The sequence below is a fragment of the Streptococcus sp. CF8_St5-17 genome, assembly GCF_024295665.1.
Lineage (GTDB): Bacteria > Bacillota > Bacilli > Lactobacillales > Streptococcaceae > Streptococcus.
The window spans coordinates 1-18,010 of sequence record NZ_JANCOU010000006.1; the positions used below are offsets into that span (position 1 = coordinate 1).

Annotated in this window: 13 protein-coding genes and 1 pseudogene; 1 reads left to right on the forward strand and 13 read right to left on the reverse strand. The window is 38.6% G+C overall.

Annotated features, from left to right (window positions below; translation table 11 throughout):
* Positions 1–61: 61 nt before the first annotated feature.
* The 8 genes and pseudogenes from NMM19_RS05845 to NMM19_RS05880 form a co-directional block, all read right to left on the reverse strand.
* Positions 62–427 carry a TIGR02328 family protein gene (locus NMM19_RS05845; RefSeq protein ID WP_254730505.1) on the reverse strand — a complete coding sequence of 122 codons (366 nt, stop codon included), beginning with the start codon at positions 425–427 and terminating at the stop codon, positions 62–64.
* Positions 411–815, reverse strand: coding sequence for a YbgA family protein (locus NMM19_RS05850; RefSeq protein ID WP_254730509.1), 405 nt, complete (start codon positions 813–815; stop codon positions 411–413). Before NMM19_RS05850 ends, NMM19_RS05845 begins: the two co-directional genes overlap by 17 nt.
* Before the next feature lie 80 nt (positions 816–895).
* Positions 896–2,497, reverse strand: coding sequence for a type I restriction-modification system subunit M (locus NMM19_RS05855; protein WP_254730511.1), 1,602 nt, complete (start codon positions 2,495–2,497; stop codon positions 896–898).
* Positions 2,498–2,751: 254 nt separating this feature from the next.
* Positions 2,752–3,603 (reverse strand): annotated as a pseudogene (locus tag NMM19_RS05860) (HAD family hydrolase); the annotation flags it as partial.
* Positions 3,604–3,617: 14 nt separating this feature from the next.
* The gene (locus tag NMM19_RS05865) at positions 3,618–4,871 is read right to left on the reverse strand and encodes a restriction endonuclease subunit S (RefSeq protein WP_254730515.1); all 1,254 of its coding nucleotides are present in this window, start codon (positions 4,869–4,871) and stop codon (positions 3,618–3,620) included.
* Entirely contained in the window at positions 4,864–7,554 is a 2,691-nt protein-coding gene (locus NMM19_RS05870; protein ID WP_254730516.1) for a DUF4062 domain-containing protein, read from the reverse strand. Before NMM19_RS05870 ends, NMM19_RS05865 begins: the two co-directional genes overlap by 8 nt.
* 12 nt (positions 7,555–7,566) lie before the next feature.
* Positions 7,567–8,418, reverse strand: a complete 852-nt coding sequence (locus NMM19_RS05875) for a macro domain-containing protein (RefSeq protein ID WP_254730517.1) — start codon at positions 8,416–8,418, stop codon at positions 7,567–7,569.
* 21 nt (positions 8,419–8,439) lie between these two features.
* Positions 8,440–11,430: a type I restriction endonuclease subunit R gene (locus NMM19_RS05880; protein WP_254730526.1), complete on the reverse strand. Its 2,991-nt coding sequence runs from the start codon at positions 11,428–11,430 to the stop codon at positions 8,440–8,442.
* Positions 11,431–11,585: 155 nt separating this feature from the next.
* Here NMM19_RS05880 and NMM19_RS05885 point away from each other — a divergent pair, with 155 nt between their 5' ends.
* Positions 11,586–12,206, forward strand: coding sequence for a TVP38/TMEM64 family protein (locus NMM19_RS05885; protein ID WP_254730529.1), 621 nt, complete (start codon positions 11,586–11,588; stop codon positions 12,204–12,206).
* A gap of 238 nt (positions 12,207–12,444) precedes the next feature.
* Here NMM19_RS05885 and NMM19_RS05890 read toward each other — a convergent pair whose 3' ends face one another.
* The 5 genes from NMM19_RS05890 to NMM19_RS05910 form a co-directional block, all read right to left on the reverse strand.
* On the reverse strand, positions 12,445–13,599 hold the full coding sequence (locus NMM19_RS05890) for an MFS transporter (RefSeq protein WP_254730531.1): 1,155 nt from the start codon (positions 13,597–13,599) through the stop codon (positions 12,445–12,447).
* 172 nt (positions 13,600–13,771) lie between these two features.
* On the reverse strand, positions 13,772–14,698 hold the full coding sequence (gene ftsX, locus NMM19_RS05895; RefSeq protein WP_045615357.1) for a permease-like cell division protein FtsX: 927 nt from the start codon (positions 14,696–14,698) through the stop codon (positions 13,772–13,774).
* On the reverse strand, positions 14,691–15,383 hold the full coding sequence (ftsE, locus tag NMM19_RS05900; RefSeq protein WP_004251332.1) for a cell division ATP-binding protein FtsE: 693 nt from the start codon (positions 15,381–15,383) through the stop codon (positions 14,691–14,693). Before ftsE ends, ftsX begins: the two co-directional genes overlap by 8 nt.
* Positions 15,384–15,398: 15 nt before the next feature.
* Positions 15,399–16,494 (reverse strand): peptide chain release factor 2 gene (gene prfB / locus NMM19_RS05905; RefSeq protein WP_254730532.1). Its coding sequence is split into 2 segments (ribosomal slippage): positions 15,399–16,421 and positions 16,423–16,494, totalling 1,095 coding nucleotides; the frame shifts between segments, so codons are not numbered across the junction.
* A gap of 180 nt (positions 16,495–16,674) precedes the next feature.
* Positions 16,675–17,934, reverse strand: a complete 1,260-nt coding sequence (locus NMM19_RS05910) for a TRZ/ATZ family protein (protein ID WP_254730533.1) — start codon at positions 17,932–17,934, stop codon at positions 16,675–16,677.
* Between the last annotated feature and the right edge of the window lie 76 nt (positions 17,935–18,010).

The window sequence follows — 18,010 nt, forward strand, 5'->3', positions numbered from 1 at the left end:
ATTCTAAAGGTCTCATTTTTATTATTCGAAAAGATTACGAAAAGAGTTATAATTCTTATTATCACTCCAGCTCAATCCCCTTCTCTCGGAGATTAGACAGACACTCCTCATAGTAGGCTGTGTCATGCTCGCTATAGATAGGACTTTTCAGCCTTTCCTCTGCTAAGTCTTCATAGGAAGGACAGGTCTTGCCACGGTAGTTCTTATCTAACCACTCTGAACTGACATTATAGCCACGGCTAGCCATCTCCTCCATGATCAAACGATGATAGGCATAGAGACGATAAGGCGAGTGGGTAAAGACATAATCAACCGTCGCATGCTTTCTGCCCCAGCCATTGCCACGCAGAGCGCAACACTCTCGATGTTGCCCCAAGAGCTGCGGACGGGGAAGTTGTGGAATCAAGTCCTCATGCCAAAGTCTCATGGGAGTCTCCTTTCAACAAGGTCGAATCTTGCAGATAAGCATTTGGATAGCGTTCAAGCAAATCTCTAGTTCTAGCAATCAAGTCTTGCTTGGAAGCCTGACCAAAGCGATAGCGATCCAACAAGAGCATATAGTCTTTGCGCTCATCAAGGCTGGCTTGCTTTTTAAAATAGCCCCAAATATGCTGAAAGGCATTGCAAACCTGACCCCTGTGTTCTGGAATTTGGCAGGCACGGTCAATCATCTCTTGAACCTGACTCAGCTCCACCACTTCTTGCTTGAGATACTGGCGAATATCCTTGTAAATATTGCTGGAATGGCTCAAAACAAGGTATTTATTTTCCGCCCAGAGTTGCTGACAAAGGGCACGTTGGTTGTTGTTTTCCATATTTCTCCTAACTTTCTACTAGTTCCCAGGAAATACGGAAACAAAGTTGTATCTATAAAATGAGCGAATTAACTTCCCCATCACCCTTTAAAGTTTTTCAAAAACTCTTTGAGTTCAGCATCAGCTTCTGGTGTGGTTCCGTGGAGTTGATTCAGCATTTCAAGTAGAGAAGCGGTTTGGCTTTCGATAGCTTCATTTGTCTTGTTAATCTTGCTGACGATGTCTGTCAATGGCTCTACTTCTTCTTCCTCAAAGGTATCTACGTAGCGAGGGATATTGAGGTTATAATCATTTTCGACGATTTCTTCATAGCTTGCTAGGTGGGCAAACTTATCAATCTCCTCACGAGACTTGTAGGCTTCCAGAATCTTCTCGATATGGGCATCCGTCATGATATTTTGATTTTTCCCCTTATCAAACTCCTTAGAAGCATCGATAAAGTAGACATCACGATTGGTACGGTTCTTTTTGAGAATGATAACCGTAGTCGGAATGCTGGTATTAAAGAAGATATTGGCAGGTAAACCGATAACTGTGTCAATAGCCCCTTCTTCTAACAAGGCCTTACGAATGGTTCCTTCCGCATTTCCACGGAAGAGAACACCGTGGGGAAGGACGATGGCCATAACTCCATTATCCTGCTTGAGGTGGTAATATCCATGTAGGAGAAAGGCAAAATCAGCCTTGGATTGGGGCGCCAGTTTCCCAAAAGGAGAAAAACGAGGGTCAGCCATAAAGCCAGAACTTGCTGACCATTTGGCAGAGTATGGAGGGTTCATGAGAACCCCATCAAAGTTGGTCGGCTCTTGAGTTGGCCAGTCTTCATCCAGTGTATCGGCATTGTGGAGAAATTGATTCTCAACTGGCACACCGTGTAGAATCATGTTCATCCGAGCTAGGTTATAGGTCGAAGTATTGAGCTCCTGACCAAAGTAGACAACGGTTTGCGGTTTATGAGAGTATTTCTTGGCATTGAGCAAGAGAGAGCCGGATCCCATAGTCGCATCATAGATGGTAAAACCTTCCTGGTCTTCACGACCTAAAAAGGCAATCTGAGTCATGAGCTTGGCAACAGGCTGAGGCGTATAGAACTCACCAGCTTTCTTGCCCGAGTCAGTCGCAAACTGACCGATCAGATACTCATAGGCATCCCCCAGCATATCACCCGCATGACCAGCCACATCCAGCACAGCCAACTCTTTCATGACTGCTGCTACCGTTTGGTTTTGCTTTTGTGGAGTTGCCCCTAGCTTTTTAGAGTAGAGGTCGATATCTTCAAAGAGATTTTCATAGAGGTCGTCACTCTGCTCAATATCACGAAAACCTTGAGCCAAGTCTTCTAGCTGGAAAGTCCCCTCATTAACACGTGCTACCAGAGCTGTAAAGGTCAAGTCTGGCTTGATGATATAGTTGAGCTCATCGTTCATGACAGAGACCAGATCCTCATGGGTCTCCGCATCCTCGTAGTAGTTGCGATAGACCTCAAGAGCATCCTCAAGGCTATCAGTCCCCTCTTCCATAGTCTCCGCCACGAAAAAGAGCATCTTGTCTGACAGATACTTATAAAAGACCATGCCCAAGAGATAGGACTTGTAGTCATTAGCATCCATCTTGGAGCGGAGAACATCCGCTGAGTTCCACAGGGCTTGGTAGAGCGACTGGGACGTTTGTGTTGTTTCCATAGTGTTTCTTTCTAAGTTTTGCAATTAATTTTTTTAAACAAGCAATCATTTATAACAAATCACTTCATTCTCAATCGTTTGAATCAAATCTAAAGGAATATCAGAGACAGGAAGTTGATAAACGATATTTTTTCGAGGGTTATAAAATCCAAGATTTTCGATAGATAGGAAATCAGAGCCTTTTAAAACAATTACCTTAGTTTTGGCTTTCTTCTTGGCTTTTTGGAGTTTGCTTCAATTTTATTAGCATTTTTCTTGTTTTCTAACAATTCATTATAAGCTGTCTTTTTAATAATCGTCTTGATTAGTTTATCAAGTTCTGTATTTTCTGAGTAGTCAGCTGGAACAAAATAATCAATACGATTATCCTGAGTCATCTTGTGAACTTTCTTTCTGTCATTGGTTCTTGGATTGAATACACCGATAGAGTAGCCACCTCTTGTTTTGACAAGCTTCATACATGGAATATCTGTATCACTATCCCCTAAATAAACCATATTTCTAAAAGGAACTCGTAATTCACTTTCAGTAACAAAATCGTTCACTGCATCGTCATTGACATCTAAAATACCTTTGGTAATTCTAAAAAGAAATTGAGTCTTATTGGTGTAGTTAACAACTTGAGCAGGCCAGACCGCGACACCCTTTTCATCACAATAAAAAGAAGTTGCATAAATTTTCTTAAAAGCACCATTTTTAGCTATTGAAGTCCCCTCTATCATTTCTTTCAAACCAGATGAAATGATGTAATGCTCTACAATAACTCCATTTTCTTCACCATATTTTCGAATACGCTCAAACCAGTCTTCGACTCCTGGGAATAGTTCTACCTCTGAACCAAACTTAGCTAACTCTGTCTTTGTAAATAGGACTGTCCCTTCAGATTCTGTTTTCATCGTAAACATATAGGCAAGATTTTTGTCCATATTATTAGCCTTGGCAAAACCATTGGATTTCTTCCAAAATTCACTGATTTCATACCCGAGCTTCTGTATAAATCCTTGGGCTTGCATATCATCAGGAGACAGGGTTTTATCAAAATCATAGCAAATTGCTACTACAGGTTTTTCTTCTTTCTTTAGAGTTTCTGATTTTACTTTTGACATTTTACTGCACTCCTTTATATAAACATATCCTGCAAGAGTTTCTTTTTCAGTGTTTCTAGCTGAGAAATTTTATCTTGGTGAGCAACTATGAGGTTATCGAGGTTTGAAAAGTAAGCACCGATGGCTTGTTGTTCTTCTATACAAGGAGCAAAAAACCTAAAATCTTGCATATCTGCTTGAAATAGATGAGGTATACTACTACCCGATACCTTTAGATAAATTAATTTTTGAAATACAGAACTCGTCAAAACCTGATAGAAAAACTGAGAAGAAACTTTCTTATCCAACCGTACTAACATCATTGTTGAATTAATCGTTGCTTCCCCTTTCAAATTCGAAACTAAAGCAGGGTTTCCAAGAGAGCCATCTTTTGAAAAAATGATATCTCCTTTCTCTAACATAATCTCTGGAGATTCATCATATCTCCACTGTGGTATATGGTCGACTTCTCCCCAATCAATTACTCCATTTTTTATATGTTTACCAGCAATCATACTTGGTCCAACTTCAGTATATTCTTCTTGTTTTAGACTTTTCCAACCTAACCTTCCTTTAATTATTGCACAGTCACCTAGTCTTAAATTCTCCCACTCACCTTCAAATCCATCCAAACGAATCTCAGGTACAGTCTTTCCAGCTTTTGGAAACATCTTGGAGAGCATGGTTGACTTGAGGGATTGGTAGTTAGCAAGATTGTCCTTGTAGCTAGTCAGAAGATCGTCGAGGGTGCGGAAAAGAGATCCGATGGCGGATTGTTCAGGATAGGATGTCATGCCAATCTTCCACTCTCCATATTCTTTCCCATTAACCCCAGGTTGACCTGACCGTTGAGAAGTGATTTCAATAAATCGCTTATACTTATCGGTAAGCGTCTGTTGAAAAACAAAATTCCCATCATATGAATCATGTAATCTTGCTCTAATTAAGAATCCAGCATAATAGACTTCACCATCTGATTCTCTATAAAGATATGTTTTGCCAACACTTGCACCAGTACGTGCGAATAGGAGATTATTCTTCTGCAATTTATAGTTTTCATAGTCCTCTTCAGTAAAATTGACATCTGGAGAACTAAGTTTATCAGTTAAAAATAATCTAGAAGAATCATCTATATCTGTAATCCTAAGATATTTATGAATACCATCAAAATTCTTTGCAGAAGCATTTAAACCATATTCGATAGAATTTGATATTTCATCAAGTGTTTTATAGTTCCACTTGTCATTAAAATTCATAAATCTAATTTTGGGAATTTTAAAATTATTCATTAGAATTTTCCATTCTATATTCATTTGCATACTTAATTACTAAATAGTGATTATCTAATTTTGCCTTCTCTATAATATATTCTTTATAATTACCATTTGAATTAATTTTATCTATATTTTTTACTATAACTAGCTTGATATCGGAGTTAGAACAATCCATCATATTTGATAGTTGATTTAATATAATCTGATTAACTATTTCATATTTAGTTAGTTTAATCAACAAATCTGTTGCATTCATCTTAATATTTCTAGAATAATGTTTGGTCATGTTTAAACAAAAATAAGTACAAAACATAATAAATTCATTATTCGGAGAAAACTTATTAAATTCGAAAATTGTTTTTAGGAATGATACTAGCCTCTTAATTTCAATTATATTTTCATCAGATAGTTTGAGTATATCGTTGATAACAAGATTATAGTTACCATCACAAATACTTTTCATTACATTCAGTTGAATAGATAAAATAATTGGATTTTCGTCAATTAAATCACTTTGTACTAGTAATGTATTTCTATTTGATTGAAATACATCTGTTAGTTTTTCCCAATTATGGTCATGAATTTGAGAAAAATAGATTTGAAATAAAAGGTTAAATGAAGAATATTTATCACTTAATATTTGATTATCTGAAATAATAGTCTGCTTACAAACATCAATAAGTCTATTAAAAGTCTCTTCAGATAATTTTACATTATCTAACTTAATAATATTAAATATTGTTTGGAAATTATTTACTGCCGAAAACGTAAATATCCCATTTTTTCCTTGAGTTCTATTAAAACTGATTATATCCTCAATATACTTGTCAATATATTTTTCAGGAATAGTATTGTGTTCCAATTCAAGATTGATTTTCTCCATTAATACAGAATTATTATCTTCAATATACCTTAATAAATTGGTATTATCAATAGTAGAATTTCTTAAATAATTAATCAAAGCATTACTATAACTTCCATATGTATCTAATTGATATTCATTATTTTTAAATATAAAATAATTTCCAACTTTTTTCTGAGTTTGGTTTGTTAGTCCACGATAGTCCATTCTAGATAATAGAGAAAATGCGCTATCGTAAAATCGAATTAGTTTTTTTTCAAAAATTATGTTTAAAATTACAATAGTATCTTCATAATTAAAACGTGTTATTACCTGTTTTAAAGAATCAAAAATCGGCTTTTCCAAATTCAACTCACGATTATCTTGATTCAACCATTTTATGACCTCTCCTTTAAATTCCATAAGGAACGAAGCAATTATAGAATCATTTATATAATCTGAAAAATAACGTAATAAGTAGCATTGAGAACGCAAACGATTATTGAAAAATTCAATATTACGAATCAATCCTATAGTATACTCAATTTCTTCTGAACTTATTGTTCCTATTACCTGTTTAGATTTAAGCAAGAAATTCGCTAGTTCTTTGTCCGAAGAAGTTACTGCTAAGACAAATAATTCTATTTTAAATTCATAATCATCATACATTTCGGTGAGTGTTCTTAAAAGCACTTTCATCAAATTTTTTGCATATTGTATATGAGTAATAGAGGCATAACCCAATGATAATATAAATGATTCCGATATCCATTGAAATAGTCCAATATTACATAGATTATAACTCTTTACAGATTCTGAATATAAATTATCTGCATGAAATTTGTCTATTTGCTCAAAAAACATTTTCTCTCTTCTATCTAACAATGGGAAGTAAAGAGGCTCTTTTGATTTATTTATATACTCCTGACCAGTATTTGAAATTGGCCATCTATTTTCATAATTCCCTTTCTCATTTTGAACATTTCTTAAATCTATTGCTATATTGTTAACTATCCATTTTGGAATATTTACATCGTCAGTTGCTTTCACTAAACTATCAGATAGAATGGATATTGCACCATTTAGATCACCCCTAAAATATAGTTTTAAAGCATTGAATCTTTGAGTTAGGATTTCTTTTAATTCCTCTTCAGTTTTTGAAACAAAATACTCCTCTAGAATATCCAAATTAATTTCTAAGAATTTATGTTTATTAAAAACAAATTGGAAAAACTTTATTATCTCCTGCTCAATGTTTGATATTTTATTTTCATTTTGTGATAAGTTCAACTGAAACACTTTGAAAAGATATTCACATAACACTTTTGATTCTTTTGAAATATCAAGAATTGTTGAAGAATACTTATCTGTATTGATGTCAGAAATTTTGTAATCAACAGTATCACTATTTTTATTACGATAATAAAAAATAATATCTCCAACAATTGATTCAATTACTTTTTCAGGGATCTGATCAAACACGGGTATTTCTGAAAATTTTTCTTTGGCATAAAGATCTTCCTGTAATTGAGTCTTTTCACTAGAATTTTCAGTACAAAAGAAATATAAACATTTTTTATTATGCTTCTTTGCAGTGTCAATTTCCTTCAAAACCGAAGGACTGATTCCATCTTCATTATCAATGATAATCAAGCATACATCACAAGACTTTACATGATTTACATAAAATTCCTCCGATTTAACACTGCGACTTCCCTCTTCTTCATAACAAATTGAATTCATTAAAGGCGAATCATTAATGAGTTTAGAGAGTCTTTTACGCATCTCTCTATACTTCCCATCGCATTTAGAACTAATAAAAACTATAATCGGATCTTTTACCTTATTCGTACTCATCTCTCACCTAAATTATAATATAGAAATTGTATCTCCATCTTCCTTTCGGATTACGATTTCGACATCAGATGTTAATTTTGTTTTACGAAGCATGAAGTATTTAACCATAAATTCTAATTGTTGCTGATGATTATAATTTAGTTTTGACAAACCAGAACCAATCAAGGGTAGATATATTGGATTACCATTAGAATTCCTAAAACAATTATCAACTATTGCATTCAAAACTATAAGATAGTCTTGATCACTAGTTTTAGCATTCTTATTATTTTCTATAATAGATAATGCTATAAAATGATATCTAACGTTACCAATATCCACAAAAGCAGTACTTCCGATAGGGTACCTTTTATAATTTCCTACTGATTTTCCACCTTCTTTTACATCATTACTAATATTTACTGATGATATATTCTGTTCTTTCAAACTACGCTTAATCTTCTTATAGAGATCCGACTGTGATACTAAATTATTATCGTATAAAAAATTAATAACTTGCCCATGAAGTGAATTGGCAGAAATAACTGAATCATCTATTTTGGTATCAAAACAACTATTTACAGGAACTATTAAATTAACTTTATTAGCGCCAATGTAATCTAGTATATTTCCATATGTTCCTGAAACTACAAACCTATTATATTTAAAATATATTACTCTCCTTTTGAAATAGTAATATAAAAATGCACAAACGAAGCTTAAGGCATATAATATAATTAAAGTTATTATAACTTTAATTATATGGCTTATTAGATTATTACTTTCATAAATATCACTGATATTTATGAAAGTCGCCAATAATGATAACAAGGATAAAAAACTAAAAAAATACTTGCACGATAATTTAAATGATTTTTTTATCAAATGTATTTTACTTCCCTTCTCCTATCTCCCCACTCTGAGTGGCTCAATCACTTCTTCGATCAGTTGGGTATAGGCTTCTTTGATTTGTTTTTTATAGAGGAGTGGGTTGAGGGCATCTGACACCTCAACTTTATAGTCCTTGTAGCGCTGACTCTTAGTCAGTTGGCTTTCTCCTAGTTGTTTTTTAGCACCCTTGCGGTAGTGATTGACATAGTAGCGGAGTTCATCTTCGCCCACATACCAGGTCTTACTAAAGTCTTGGATATGCTGCTGGATGACTGCCTCAATCATCTGGTCAAGGATATTGGCGATGGACTGACCTCTGTAGCGGTCAGGATTTGCCTGTACTTCTTGCCAAAGCTCTGAGATGATCTGGGCAAGGTTTGGATTGGTCTTCTCCAGACTTTGGATATAGGTATCCACTGCTTCTCTGTCCTGTGCACTGAGACTCTTTTCCTGACTCTGCTCTTGCTCGATCAGGCTTTGGATCAAGGTCAGTATATAGGCATAGTTAATCTCATCGACTTGGATAGACTCCAGTTCGTAGTGGATATCCAGTGGCTCCCCATCCTCATCACCATCTTCTGAACGACTTTTAAGTTCGGCAAGGATATTTTGATAGAAGCCTAGATAGTTTTCCAATTCTTCTGCAGTTAGTCCAGTCTCTGCATAGATTTCTTTCTCGTCATACTCTTTATAAACTCGGATAGAAGCCAAGTATTTATCAAATCCTTGATAGGCTTTGGCAATTTTTCTTAACTGAGGCGTAGAGATTTGTTCGAGTTGGAGTCCTTCTACCGGGTCATCGGTGATAAGATTTTGGAATTCGCTACAACTTCTCAAAAAGTTTCTCTTTTCTTCTTCCCAGCTAGGGGCTAGGACATCATTTTCACCACCATTTGAGTAAAGCTTGAGGGCATTATCGACTGCTTCCTTAAAAGCTAGAGGCTTTTGGAAGGTGATGATATGACCATAGGTCTTACTAGAATCAAAGATACGGTTGGTTCGGCTAAAGGCCTGAATCAAGTCCTGCGGTTGCATGGGCTTTCTGTCGATAAAGAGAGTCGATAGACAAGGGGCATCAAATCCTGTTAAGAGACGATTGACAACGATAACCAAGTCCAACTGCTCATTGCGATAGAGATACTTGTCTTGCTTACGGGCAAGGCGGTTATTGACATCGGTATTAAAACCACGAAGGTCCGCCATAGTAAAGTGAGTATCAAACTCTTGGTTATAGTCCTCTAGGACTTGCTTCATGTGGTCTTGGTTGGCTCTTGAGTCTTCTTCATTCTCCGTAACGGAGTAAGTGATGGTCGCCTTTGGAAAGTCTGGAAGTACCATCTTGACTCTCTCAGATACCTTGACTCGTGTCTGACCAGCCTTGACTTTTTTGAGGAGGTCATAGTAGGCTTGGGCTTGAGGGATAGACTTGACAGTGAGGATGGCATTGTAGGTATTGCCGACTCCTTTTTGGAATCCTAGTTGTTGACGGGATTTATTGATAATAGCATCCAAGACTTCCAGCATGTGCTCCTCATTCTCATAGACACTATCAGGTAACTCATTTTCAGCCTGGTCTGTGATGAGGGTATTGCGATAGTCCACCTTAAAGCCTAGGACAGCTCCATCATGGATGGCTTCCTTGACCGTATACTCATGGAGACGGTCTCCATACTGTTGTTGGGTGGTTTGGGCGAGGTCGCCGACCTGCTGGCGTTTATTTTCCTTAAAGATGGGCGTGCCTGTAAATCCATACCAGAGAGACTGAGGGAAAAAGGTTTTAATGTCTTTTTGTGTTTGTGGTGTCACGGCACGGTGGCATTCATCCACGACAAAAGCCACTCGGAGACCCTTGATTTTGTCCGCATCTCGTTGGTAAAGACCTTGATCAAACTTGCGCATCATGGTAGTGATTTTCTGGATGGTAGTTACCACGACACGCTTATCATTACTTCCTAAGCGCTTGATCAAATCATGTGTATTGTCTGTCTCATCGATATCAATGACATCATTGGTCGCATATGAGAGGAAGGATGAAGTGGTTTGTTGGTCCAAGTCCCTGCGGTCAACGACAAAAATCGTCTTTTGGATAGATGGAATTTGCAGGAGATTGCGAGCTACCTTATAAGAGGTCAAGGTCTTTCCTGAACCTGTCGTATGCCAAACATAGCCAGATGCTTGCTGGCGAGATGCTTCCTGCACCGCTTCGATGGCATGGATCTGATAGGGACGCAAAAGGATGAGAGATTTCTTGCTATCGTCAATAACAGAATACTGCATGACCATCTGATGGGCACGAGGGATAGAAAGGACTTCGTGGGCAAAGCTGGTCAGATTTGTCACAGGATGATTGTCCTTATCCACCCACTTAGTTAGAAATTGCTTGTTAAGTTTATTTTCACGAGCTGCAGCAATATAGCGTGTGTCAACTTTATTGGTCACAACAAACATCTGCAAGCTAGAGTAGATACCACGGAATTTCCCTTCACGGTCATATTTTTTTATCTGATGAAAGGCATCGATGAAGGCTGCTTGGGAACTCTTGAGCTCGATCTGAATCATAGGCAAGCCATTGATAAGAAGAGTAACATCCAGTCTACGGTCTTGGTCCATAGGATTTACTTTTTCTCGCTGGACTTGATTGACAACTTCGTAGCTAGACTTTCCTGCTGCGATATTGTCACGCCAAATGACTGACAAACGGATGGTACCTAGACTTGCATCTTCTCTTTGAACCTCAACCTTGGCAATGCCATTTTCACCGACCAACCACTTAGCCGCATCATAGTAGCTGACAAAGTTTAGTTGGTTCTGAATCTGACGTTTTTCCTGTTCTGTCAAGGGATGGTCTGCCAGCAAAGCAACGTTGTTTTGGGCTAGTTTCTCAAAGAAATTGTCCCATAGTTGTTCTTCTGTTTTTAGGTCTTCTCTATAAGTCCATTGGCTTTCACCAGTTACCAGCTGGTTAATCAGTTGTTTTTCTATTTCCAGTTCTGGTTTTACCTGCATCTATATTTCTCCTTTTGGAAACCGCATTCTTCCTATCATTATATCATATTACAGGCAGAAAACGCCTTGCTAATCCTACTTCCCTCAGAAAAACCATATAGTCTTTCTCCTTAAAATATGGTATAGTAGAATCATACTAAACAAGAGGAGTTTACATGTCACACGATAAACAAATGAAAGCTGTTTCTCCCCTTCTACAGCAAGCAATTAATATTTCTTCCATCATCGGTGGAGTTGGTACTTTGATTTTCTGTATCTGGGCCTATCAGGCTGGCGTTTTGCATTCCAAGGAAACCCTATCTGCCTTTATCCAACAGGCCGGTATCTGGGGACCACCACTTTTTATCTTTTTACAGATATTGCAGACGGTCGTTCCCATCATTCCTGGTGCTCTAACCTCTGTGGCAGGTGTCTTTATCTACGGTCACATTATTGGAACTATTTATAACTATATTGGAATCGTTATTGGTTGCGCCGTTATCTTTTACCTGGTTCGCCTCTACGGAGCACCCTTTGTTCAGTCTGTCGTCAGCAAGCGTACCTATGATAAGTACATCGGTTGGCTAGACAAGGGCAATCGCTTTGATCGATTCTTTATCTTTATGATGATTTGGCCGGTTAGTCCAGCGGACTTTCTCTGTATGCTGGCAGCTCTAACCAAGATGAGCTTCAAGCGTTACATGACCATCATTGTCCTGACCAAGCCATTTACCCTGGTCGTTTACACATACGGCTTGACCTACATCATTGATTACTTTTGGCAAATGTTCGCCTGATCACTAAAAAAAGTTGATCAAAAACTCAATTTTATACTCAATGAAAATCAAAGAGCAAACTAGGAAGCTAGCCGCAGGCTGTACTTGAGTACGGCAAGGCGACGTTGACGCAGTTTGAAGAGATTTTCGAAGAGTATTATCAGAAAATGAAAAAAATAAAACGCATAGTATCAAGTATTCAACACCTGATAATATGCGTTTTTTCTGATTGTAAAGATTTTTTCTCAGCCTCTTTTTATTAAGCTTCTTTTTTCAATAGGAGAGAAACAAGGACTGATGTCGCAATCATCCATGCTCCTAGAATAATAAAGGTCATTCGACCATTCGTTGTTACTAAGCCAATTCCTGAAAGAACAAAAGGTGTTAAGGAGGCACCAAAACTACATCCCAAAACAGCATAAGAAGTTGCTTTGTTGAGGAGTTTTGCTGGGATTCGCTCAGATATCAACTGAAAGACTGTCGTCAAAGCAATACTGTAGGCAAAGCCTCCAATAATCGATCCTGCAACAACCACCCAGAGTGATGGTGCTATGGCAATGATGATTTGACCGATCCCAAAGGTAACACCTGCGACCAATAGAAGCTTTTCCTTAAAGGCAGAGATGAGGTAAGAAAAGCTGATTCCTGCTAAAATACCGATCAACTGCATGGCACTAAGTACCAGACTAGACAACTGAGCATCTCCAAATCCTGCTTCAATCATGAGACTAGGAATACGGAAAGTAATGGCAGTATTTGTACACACGATGACAGCAGCACCAATAGCAAGGAAGAAAATCAGCTGTAGCATGGAGCGAGTTAGTTTGGCTGCTTCTTCTGTCTTTTGCTTGGACTCATGAGCTTCTCCTTTTCCATAAGGGACAAAGAGAAGAAAGAGTACGAGAACCACTAGACCTGCTGCATAGGCTAGGAAGGTTGCAGTCCATCCAAAGGCCAAGAGCTGTCCAACTGCCAATGTCAAGATAGAAGCACCCACTACCTCAGCTGATCCACGAAAACCCAGCATTTGGATACGAGTCTTGCCATGGTAACGTTCACTGATGATAGAGATGGCCTTGGCGTTCAGCATCCCCACTCCAATCCCGAAGAGAAGACGTGTAGCAAAGACAAAGTAATAGCCCTGATACCAGAAGGGAGCGATTCCGCTGATTGACAAGATCAAAAGTCCCAGAGTCAATTGGAGACGTTCAGGGAAAATACGCTCAAGAACTCCGTTCAATAAGAGCATAGCCATAATTCCAAAGGATGGAAGGCTGACCAAGAGCTCGACCTGGCCTTTTGAGTAGCCCTGATAATAGTCAAACATGGCTGGCAGGGCACTCGAAATTGAAAATGATGTGATTAATACTAACGATAGGGAGAGTATACTCACTTTTTCCAAAAATTGTTTCATCTTTTCCTCATTCATTATTCATATTAGTAAAAAAGGTCCTTTCCTATCATACACTCTTTACCCAAAATTGGCAAGCGACTGAGCCCCAAGACCAAAAGAAAAAGCGGGGCATCAAGCTCTGTGAAGTCTTGATGACATCCCACTTTTTTTGTGTTTTATCAAGTTATTTAACTTAGATTTTCAAGAATCGACGCATTGAGATTCCTGAACCAAGTGAACCGATACAGATTCCGATGAGGAACAAGAGACCAATCATCACTGGGATAAAGATATCTGGTGTAATCAAAGATAGGTTTTGTCCAACCAAGGATGGGTTGACTGATTGGAATACTCGGTTATAGATAAAGTAAACCAAAACTGATGGAAGAGCTGCTCCCAACAATCCGATAAAGGCACCTTCTAGCAAGAATGGGCCACGGATATAGCCGTTTTTCGCACCAACCAAACGCATGATTTGGATCTCACGACTACGTGAAATGATAGTGATACGGATAGTATTTGAAATCAAGAAGACTGCGATAAAGATCAAGAGTCCTGCGATGACTAATCCCCAAACACGGATGAAGGAAGCCAACTTGAAGAGACGTTCCGTATTGGCACCACCGTCTTGAACTTCAGAGACACCTTCGATTTTCTTAGCTTCTTCAGCTACTGGTTTTACATCACTTGGTGAATTGGTGTCTACGATGTAGGCATCATGAAGAGGGTTTGCATCTCCTTCAAACACCTTCCACTCGTCACCCATGGTTTCAGTCAGCTTTTGGTACTGTTCTTCTTTACTTGAGAAGGTTACATTTTTAACAGCTGGCAAGGCTTTGAGGGCATTATAGACCTTGTGGTAGTCATTGTTCGTGACTGTCTGGCCTTCTTTTACAATGGTTTCACTGTTGTCTTCAACGTCTTTACGAACATAAACCATGACTCGGACGTTGTTTTCGATATCCGTTGCCAATTTTGCAGTATTGAAGATAACTGACGCAAAAATAGCAACCAAGGTCAAGGTAATCATTACTGAACTGATAGCAGCAATGGTCATCCATCCATTACGCTTTAAACTTTTTAAAGCTTCGAACAGATGGCGGAAAAATCTACTAATCATCGTATCCGTACTCTCCTTTCGCTTCATCACGTACCACGCGACCATTTTCGATGGCAATAACGCGGTGGCGCAAGGTATTTACGATTTGGCTGTTGTGGGTCGCCATCAAAACAGTTGTCCCTTGGAGATTGATACGTTCCAAGAGGTTCATGATTTCCCATGAGTTATCTGGGTCCAAGTTACCTGTTGGTTCGTCGGCAATCAATACTTTAGGATTGTTTACGATAGCACGCGCAATGGCGATACGTTGTTGCTCACCACCTGAAAGCTCATTTGGGAATGAACGAACCTTGTGCTTCAAACCGACAAGGTCCAAGACTTCCATAACACGTTTTTTGATGTTACGACGGCTTTCGCCGACAACCTCCATTGCGTATGCAATGTTCTCATAAACGGTTTTCTTTGGCAAAAGTTTGTAATCCTGAAAGACTACTCCGACATTTCTACGCAAGAACGGAATATCTTTCTTTTTAATCTTAACCAGGTTATAACCTGCGACTTGCAAGCTTCCTTTGTCAATTTTGACCTCACGATACAAGGCACGGATAAAAGTTGATTTACCAGCACCTGAAGGTCCTACGATGTAGGCGAATTCTCCTGCATCGATATTTACAGTGATGCCACGTAGGGCTGTTGTCCCGTTGTCGTATTTTTTGACAACATCTCTCATTTCAATGATTGACATGTGACTTCCTTTCTTTTAACTAATACGCCATTTCAGATAAGCATCGATGAAACCATCTAGGTCTCCATCCATAACCTTATCGACCTGCGCTACTTCAAAGTTTGTACGATGATCTTTTACCATTGTATAAGGCGTAAATACATAGGAGCGAATTTGACTTCCCCATGTAATTTCCTTTTTCTCACCCTTGAGCGAATCTACCTCAGCAGCTTTCTTTTCTTGCTCCATCTGGTAGAGTTTTGCCTGAAGCATCTTCATAGCACGGTCACGGTTCCCATACTGAGTACGGTCAACAGTTGATGCTACGACAATCCCTGTCGGAATGTGAGTCAAGCGGACACCTGTTGAAACCTTGTTGACGTTTTGTCCACCTGCTCCTCCTGAACGGAAGGTATCCATCTTGATATCATCCTCACGGATTTCAACTTCGATGGTATCATCCAACTCTGGCATGACTTCTACAGAAGTAAATGAGGTGTGGCGACGTTTAGCAGAGTCAAATGGTGAGATTCGGACCAAACGGTGAACTCCCATCTCTGACTTGAGAAGACCATAAGCATTTGGTCCTTCAAAAGACAAGGTTACTGACTTGATTCCTGCCTCATCACCTGCTTGGTAGTCCAAGACCTCAACCTTGAAGCCTTTGGCATTTCCATAGCGAGTATACATACGAAGGAGCATATCGCCCCAGTCTTGAGCCTCTGTTCCCCCTGAACCCGGATGGATTTCAAGGATAGCATTGTTGTGATCATACGGCTCTGACAAAAGAAGGGTCATTTCATAGCTGGTCATCATCTGAGCTAACTCATCGAGTTTTTCGACCAACTCATCCTTCACAGATTCGTCCTCTGCCAAAAAGTCTAGTAAAATCTCAACTTCATCCTGCAACTCATCCATCTTGTGGAAGGTATTATAGGTATTTTTGAGTTCGTTTAATTCTTGCGACGTTTTTTGAGCCGCAATATTATCGTTCCAAAAATCAGGTTCTGTCATTTTGTTTTCCAAAATGGCAATTTCTTCCTCTAAACCTTCGAGGTCAAAGAGACCCCCTAAAAGAAGCTAATTTTTCACGATTTGCGTCAATTTTTTGACGAATTTCTGAAATGTCCATACATACTCCTTTAATTGTATCGTTTTATTATACCACAATTTTTCTTATTTATCTAATCGGTGTTTTTTAAAATTTAGTATCAATAGATTTCTGTAAGAAGTCAAACCTGCAATTCCATAAGCAAAACTAGAAAATCTCACAAGAATTTTCCCATGAGATTTAGAGAATTTATACTACTTTTTACAAGTTAACAGTCAGCACTTGACCGTCTTTTACGACTTGGTTACCAGCAATGTAGACGTCATCAACATCACTGGATTTGACAGCATAAACTAAGTGAGATAGCATGTTTTCTTGAGGTTGGAGATGGATTTTTCCTTGCGGTTGGATGACGAGAAAATCTGCTTGCTTGCTGACTTCTAGACTACCAATCTCATCTGCCATTCCCAACACCTTAGCTCCTTCAATCGTCAGAGACTTGAGGGCTGTTTCAATAGGAAATTGGCTAGCATCTCCACTCTTCATTTTCTGTAAAAGGGCTGCGGTGCGACCTTCCTCAAACATATCAAGGTTATTGTTAGAAGCAACCGAGTCCGTTGCGATACCGACTGGTACTCCAGCTTTCTGAAGTTGGACAACCGGTGCAATACCTGAGGCTAGCTTGAGATTACTGATAGGGTTGTGGGCGATAGCGACTTGTGAATCTGCCAAACGGGTAATTTCTGCTTCATTTAACTCTACACCGTGAGCAAATACAGCCTGATGATCTAAATAGCCAAGTTCATCTAGAAAGGCTATTGGACGTTTGCCATAACGTTTCAGGATAATGCCTGACTCTTCCTGGGTCTCAGCTACATGGATATGAAGGGGAATGTCTTCTTCTTTTGCTAGTTCTAAGCTAGCTTCCAGCAATTCTCGACTACAACTGTAGGGTGAATGCGGAGCTATCATAACCTTGAAATTGGGATCCTGATAGCCTTTGATTGTCTCGATAACAGATCGTGTTCTGGCAACAGTCTCATCAGTAGTCTCCATTTCTGAAGAAAAGAGGGTTGGAGAGAAATAGCAACGCATCTTGGAAGCCTTGACTACCTCATAAATCTTAGCTATATCCACTCCATTAGGATTATACATGTCATTGAAGGTTGTCGTTCCTGACTGGAGCATTTCTGTCAGCGCCTCTTTGACGGCCTTTGTAGTCATCTCTGGTGTGAACTCTGCTTCTACTGGCCAGATATAGTCCTCTAGCCATTCGTGGAGATTGCTATCATCACGAATCCCTCTCAAGCCAGTCATAGCAGAGTGGGTGTGGCAGTTAACCAAACCAGGCATAATCCAGGCACCCTGATAGTCTATAAGGTGTTCAGCTTGATCTAAGATTTCTTGTTTCTCTTGACCGACATAGACGATTTGGGATTCTTTAACAGCTAAAATCCCATCTAAATAAACGTGGAAATCTTGGTCACAAGTCACAATATTTACATGCTGAAAGACTTTCATTCATAGGCTCCTTTTCTATATAAGTATTCATACTGGATAATTTTTCTAGCTATTGTAACAAAAAAGTCACCCGAAG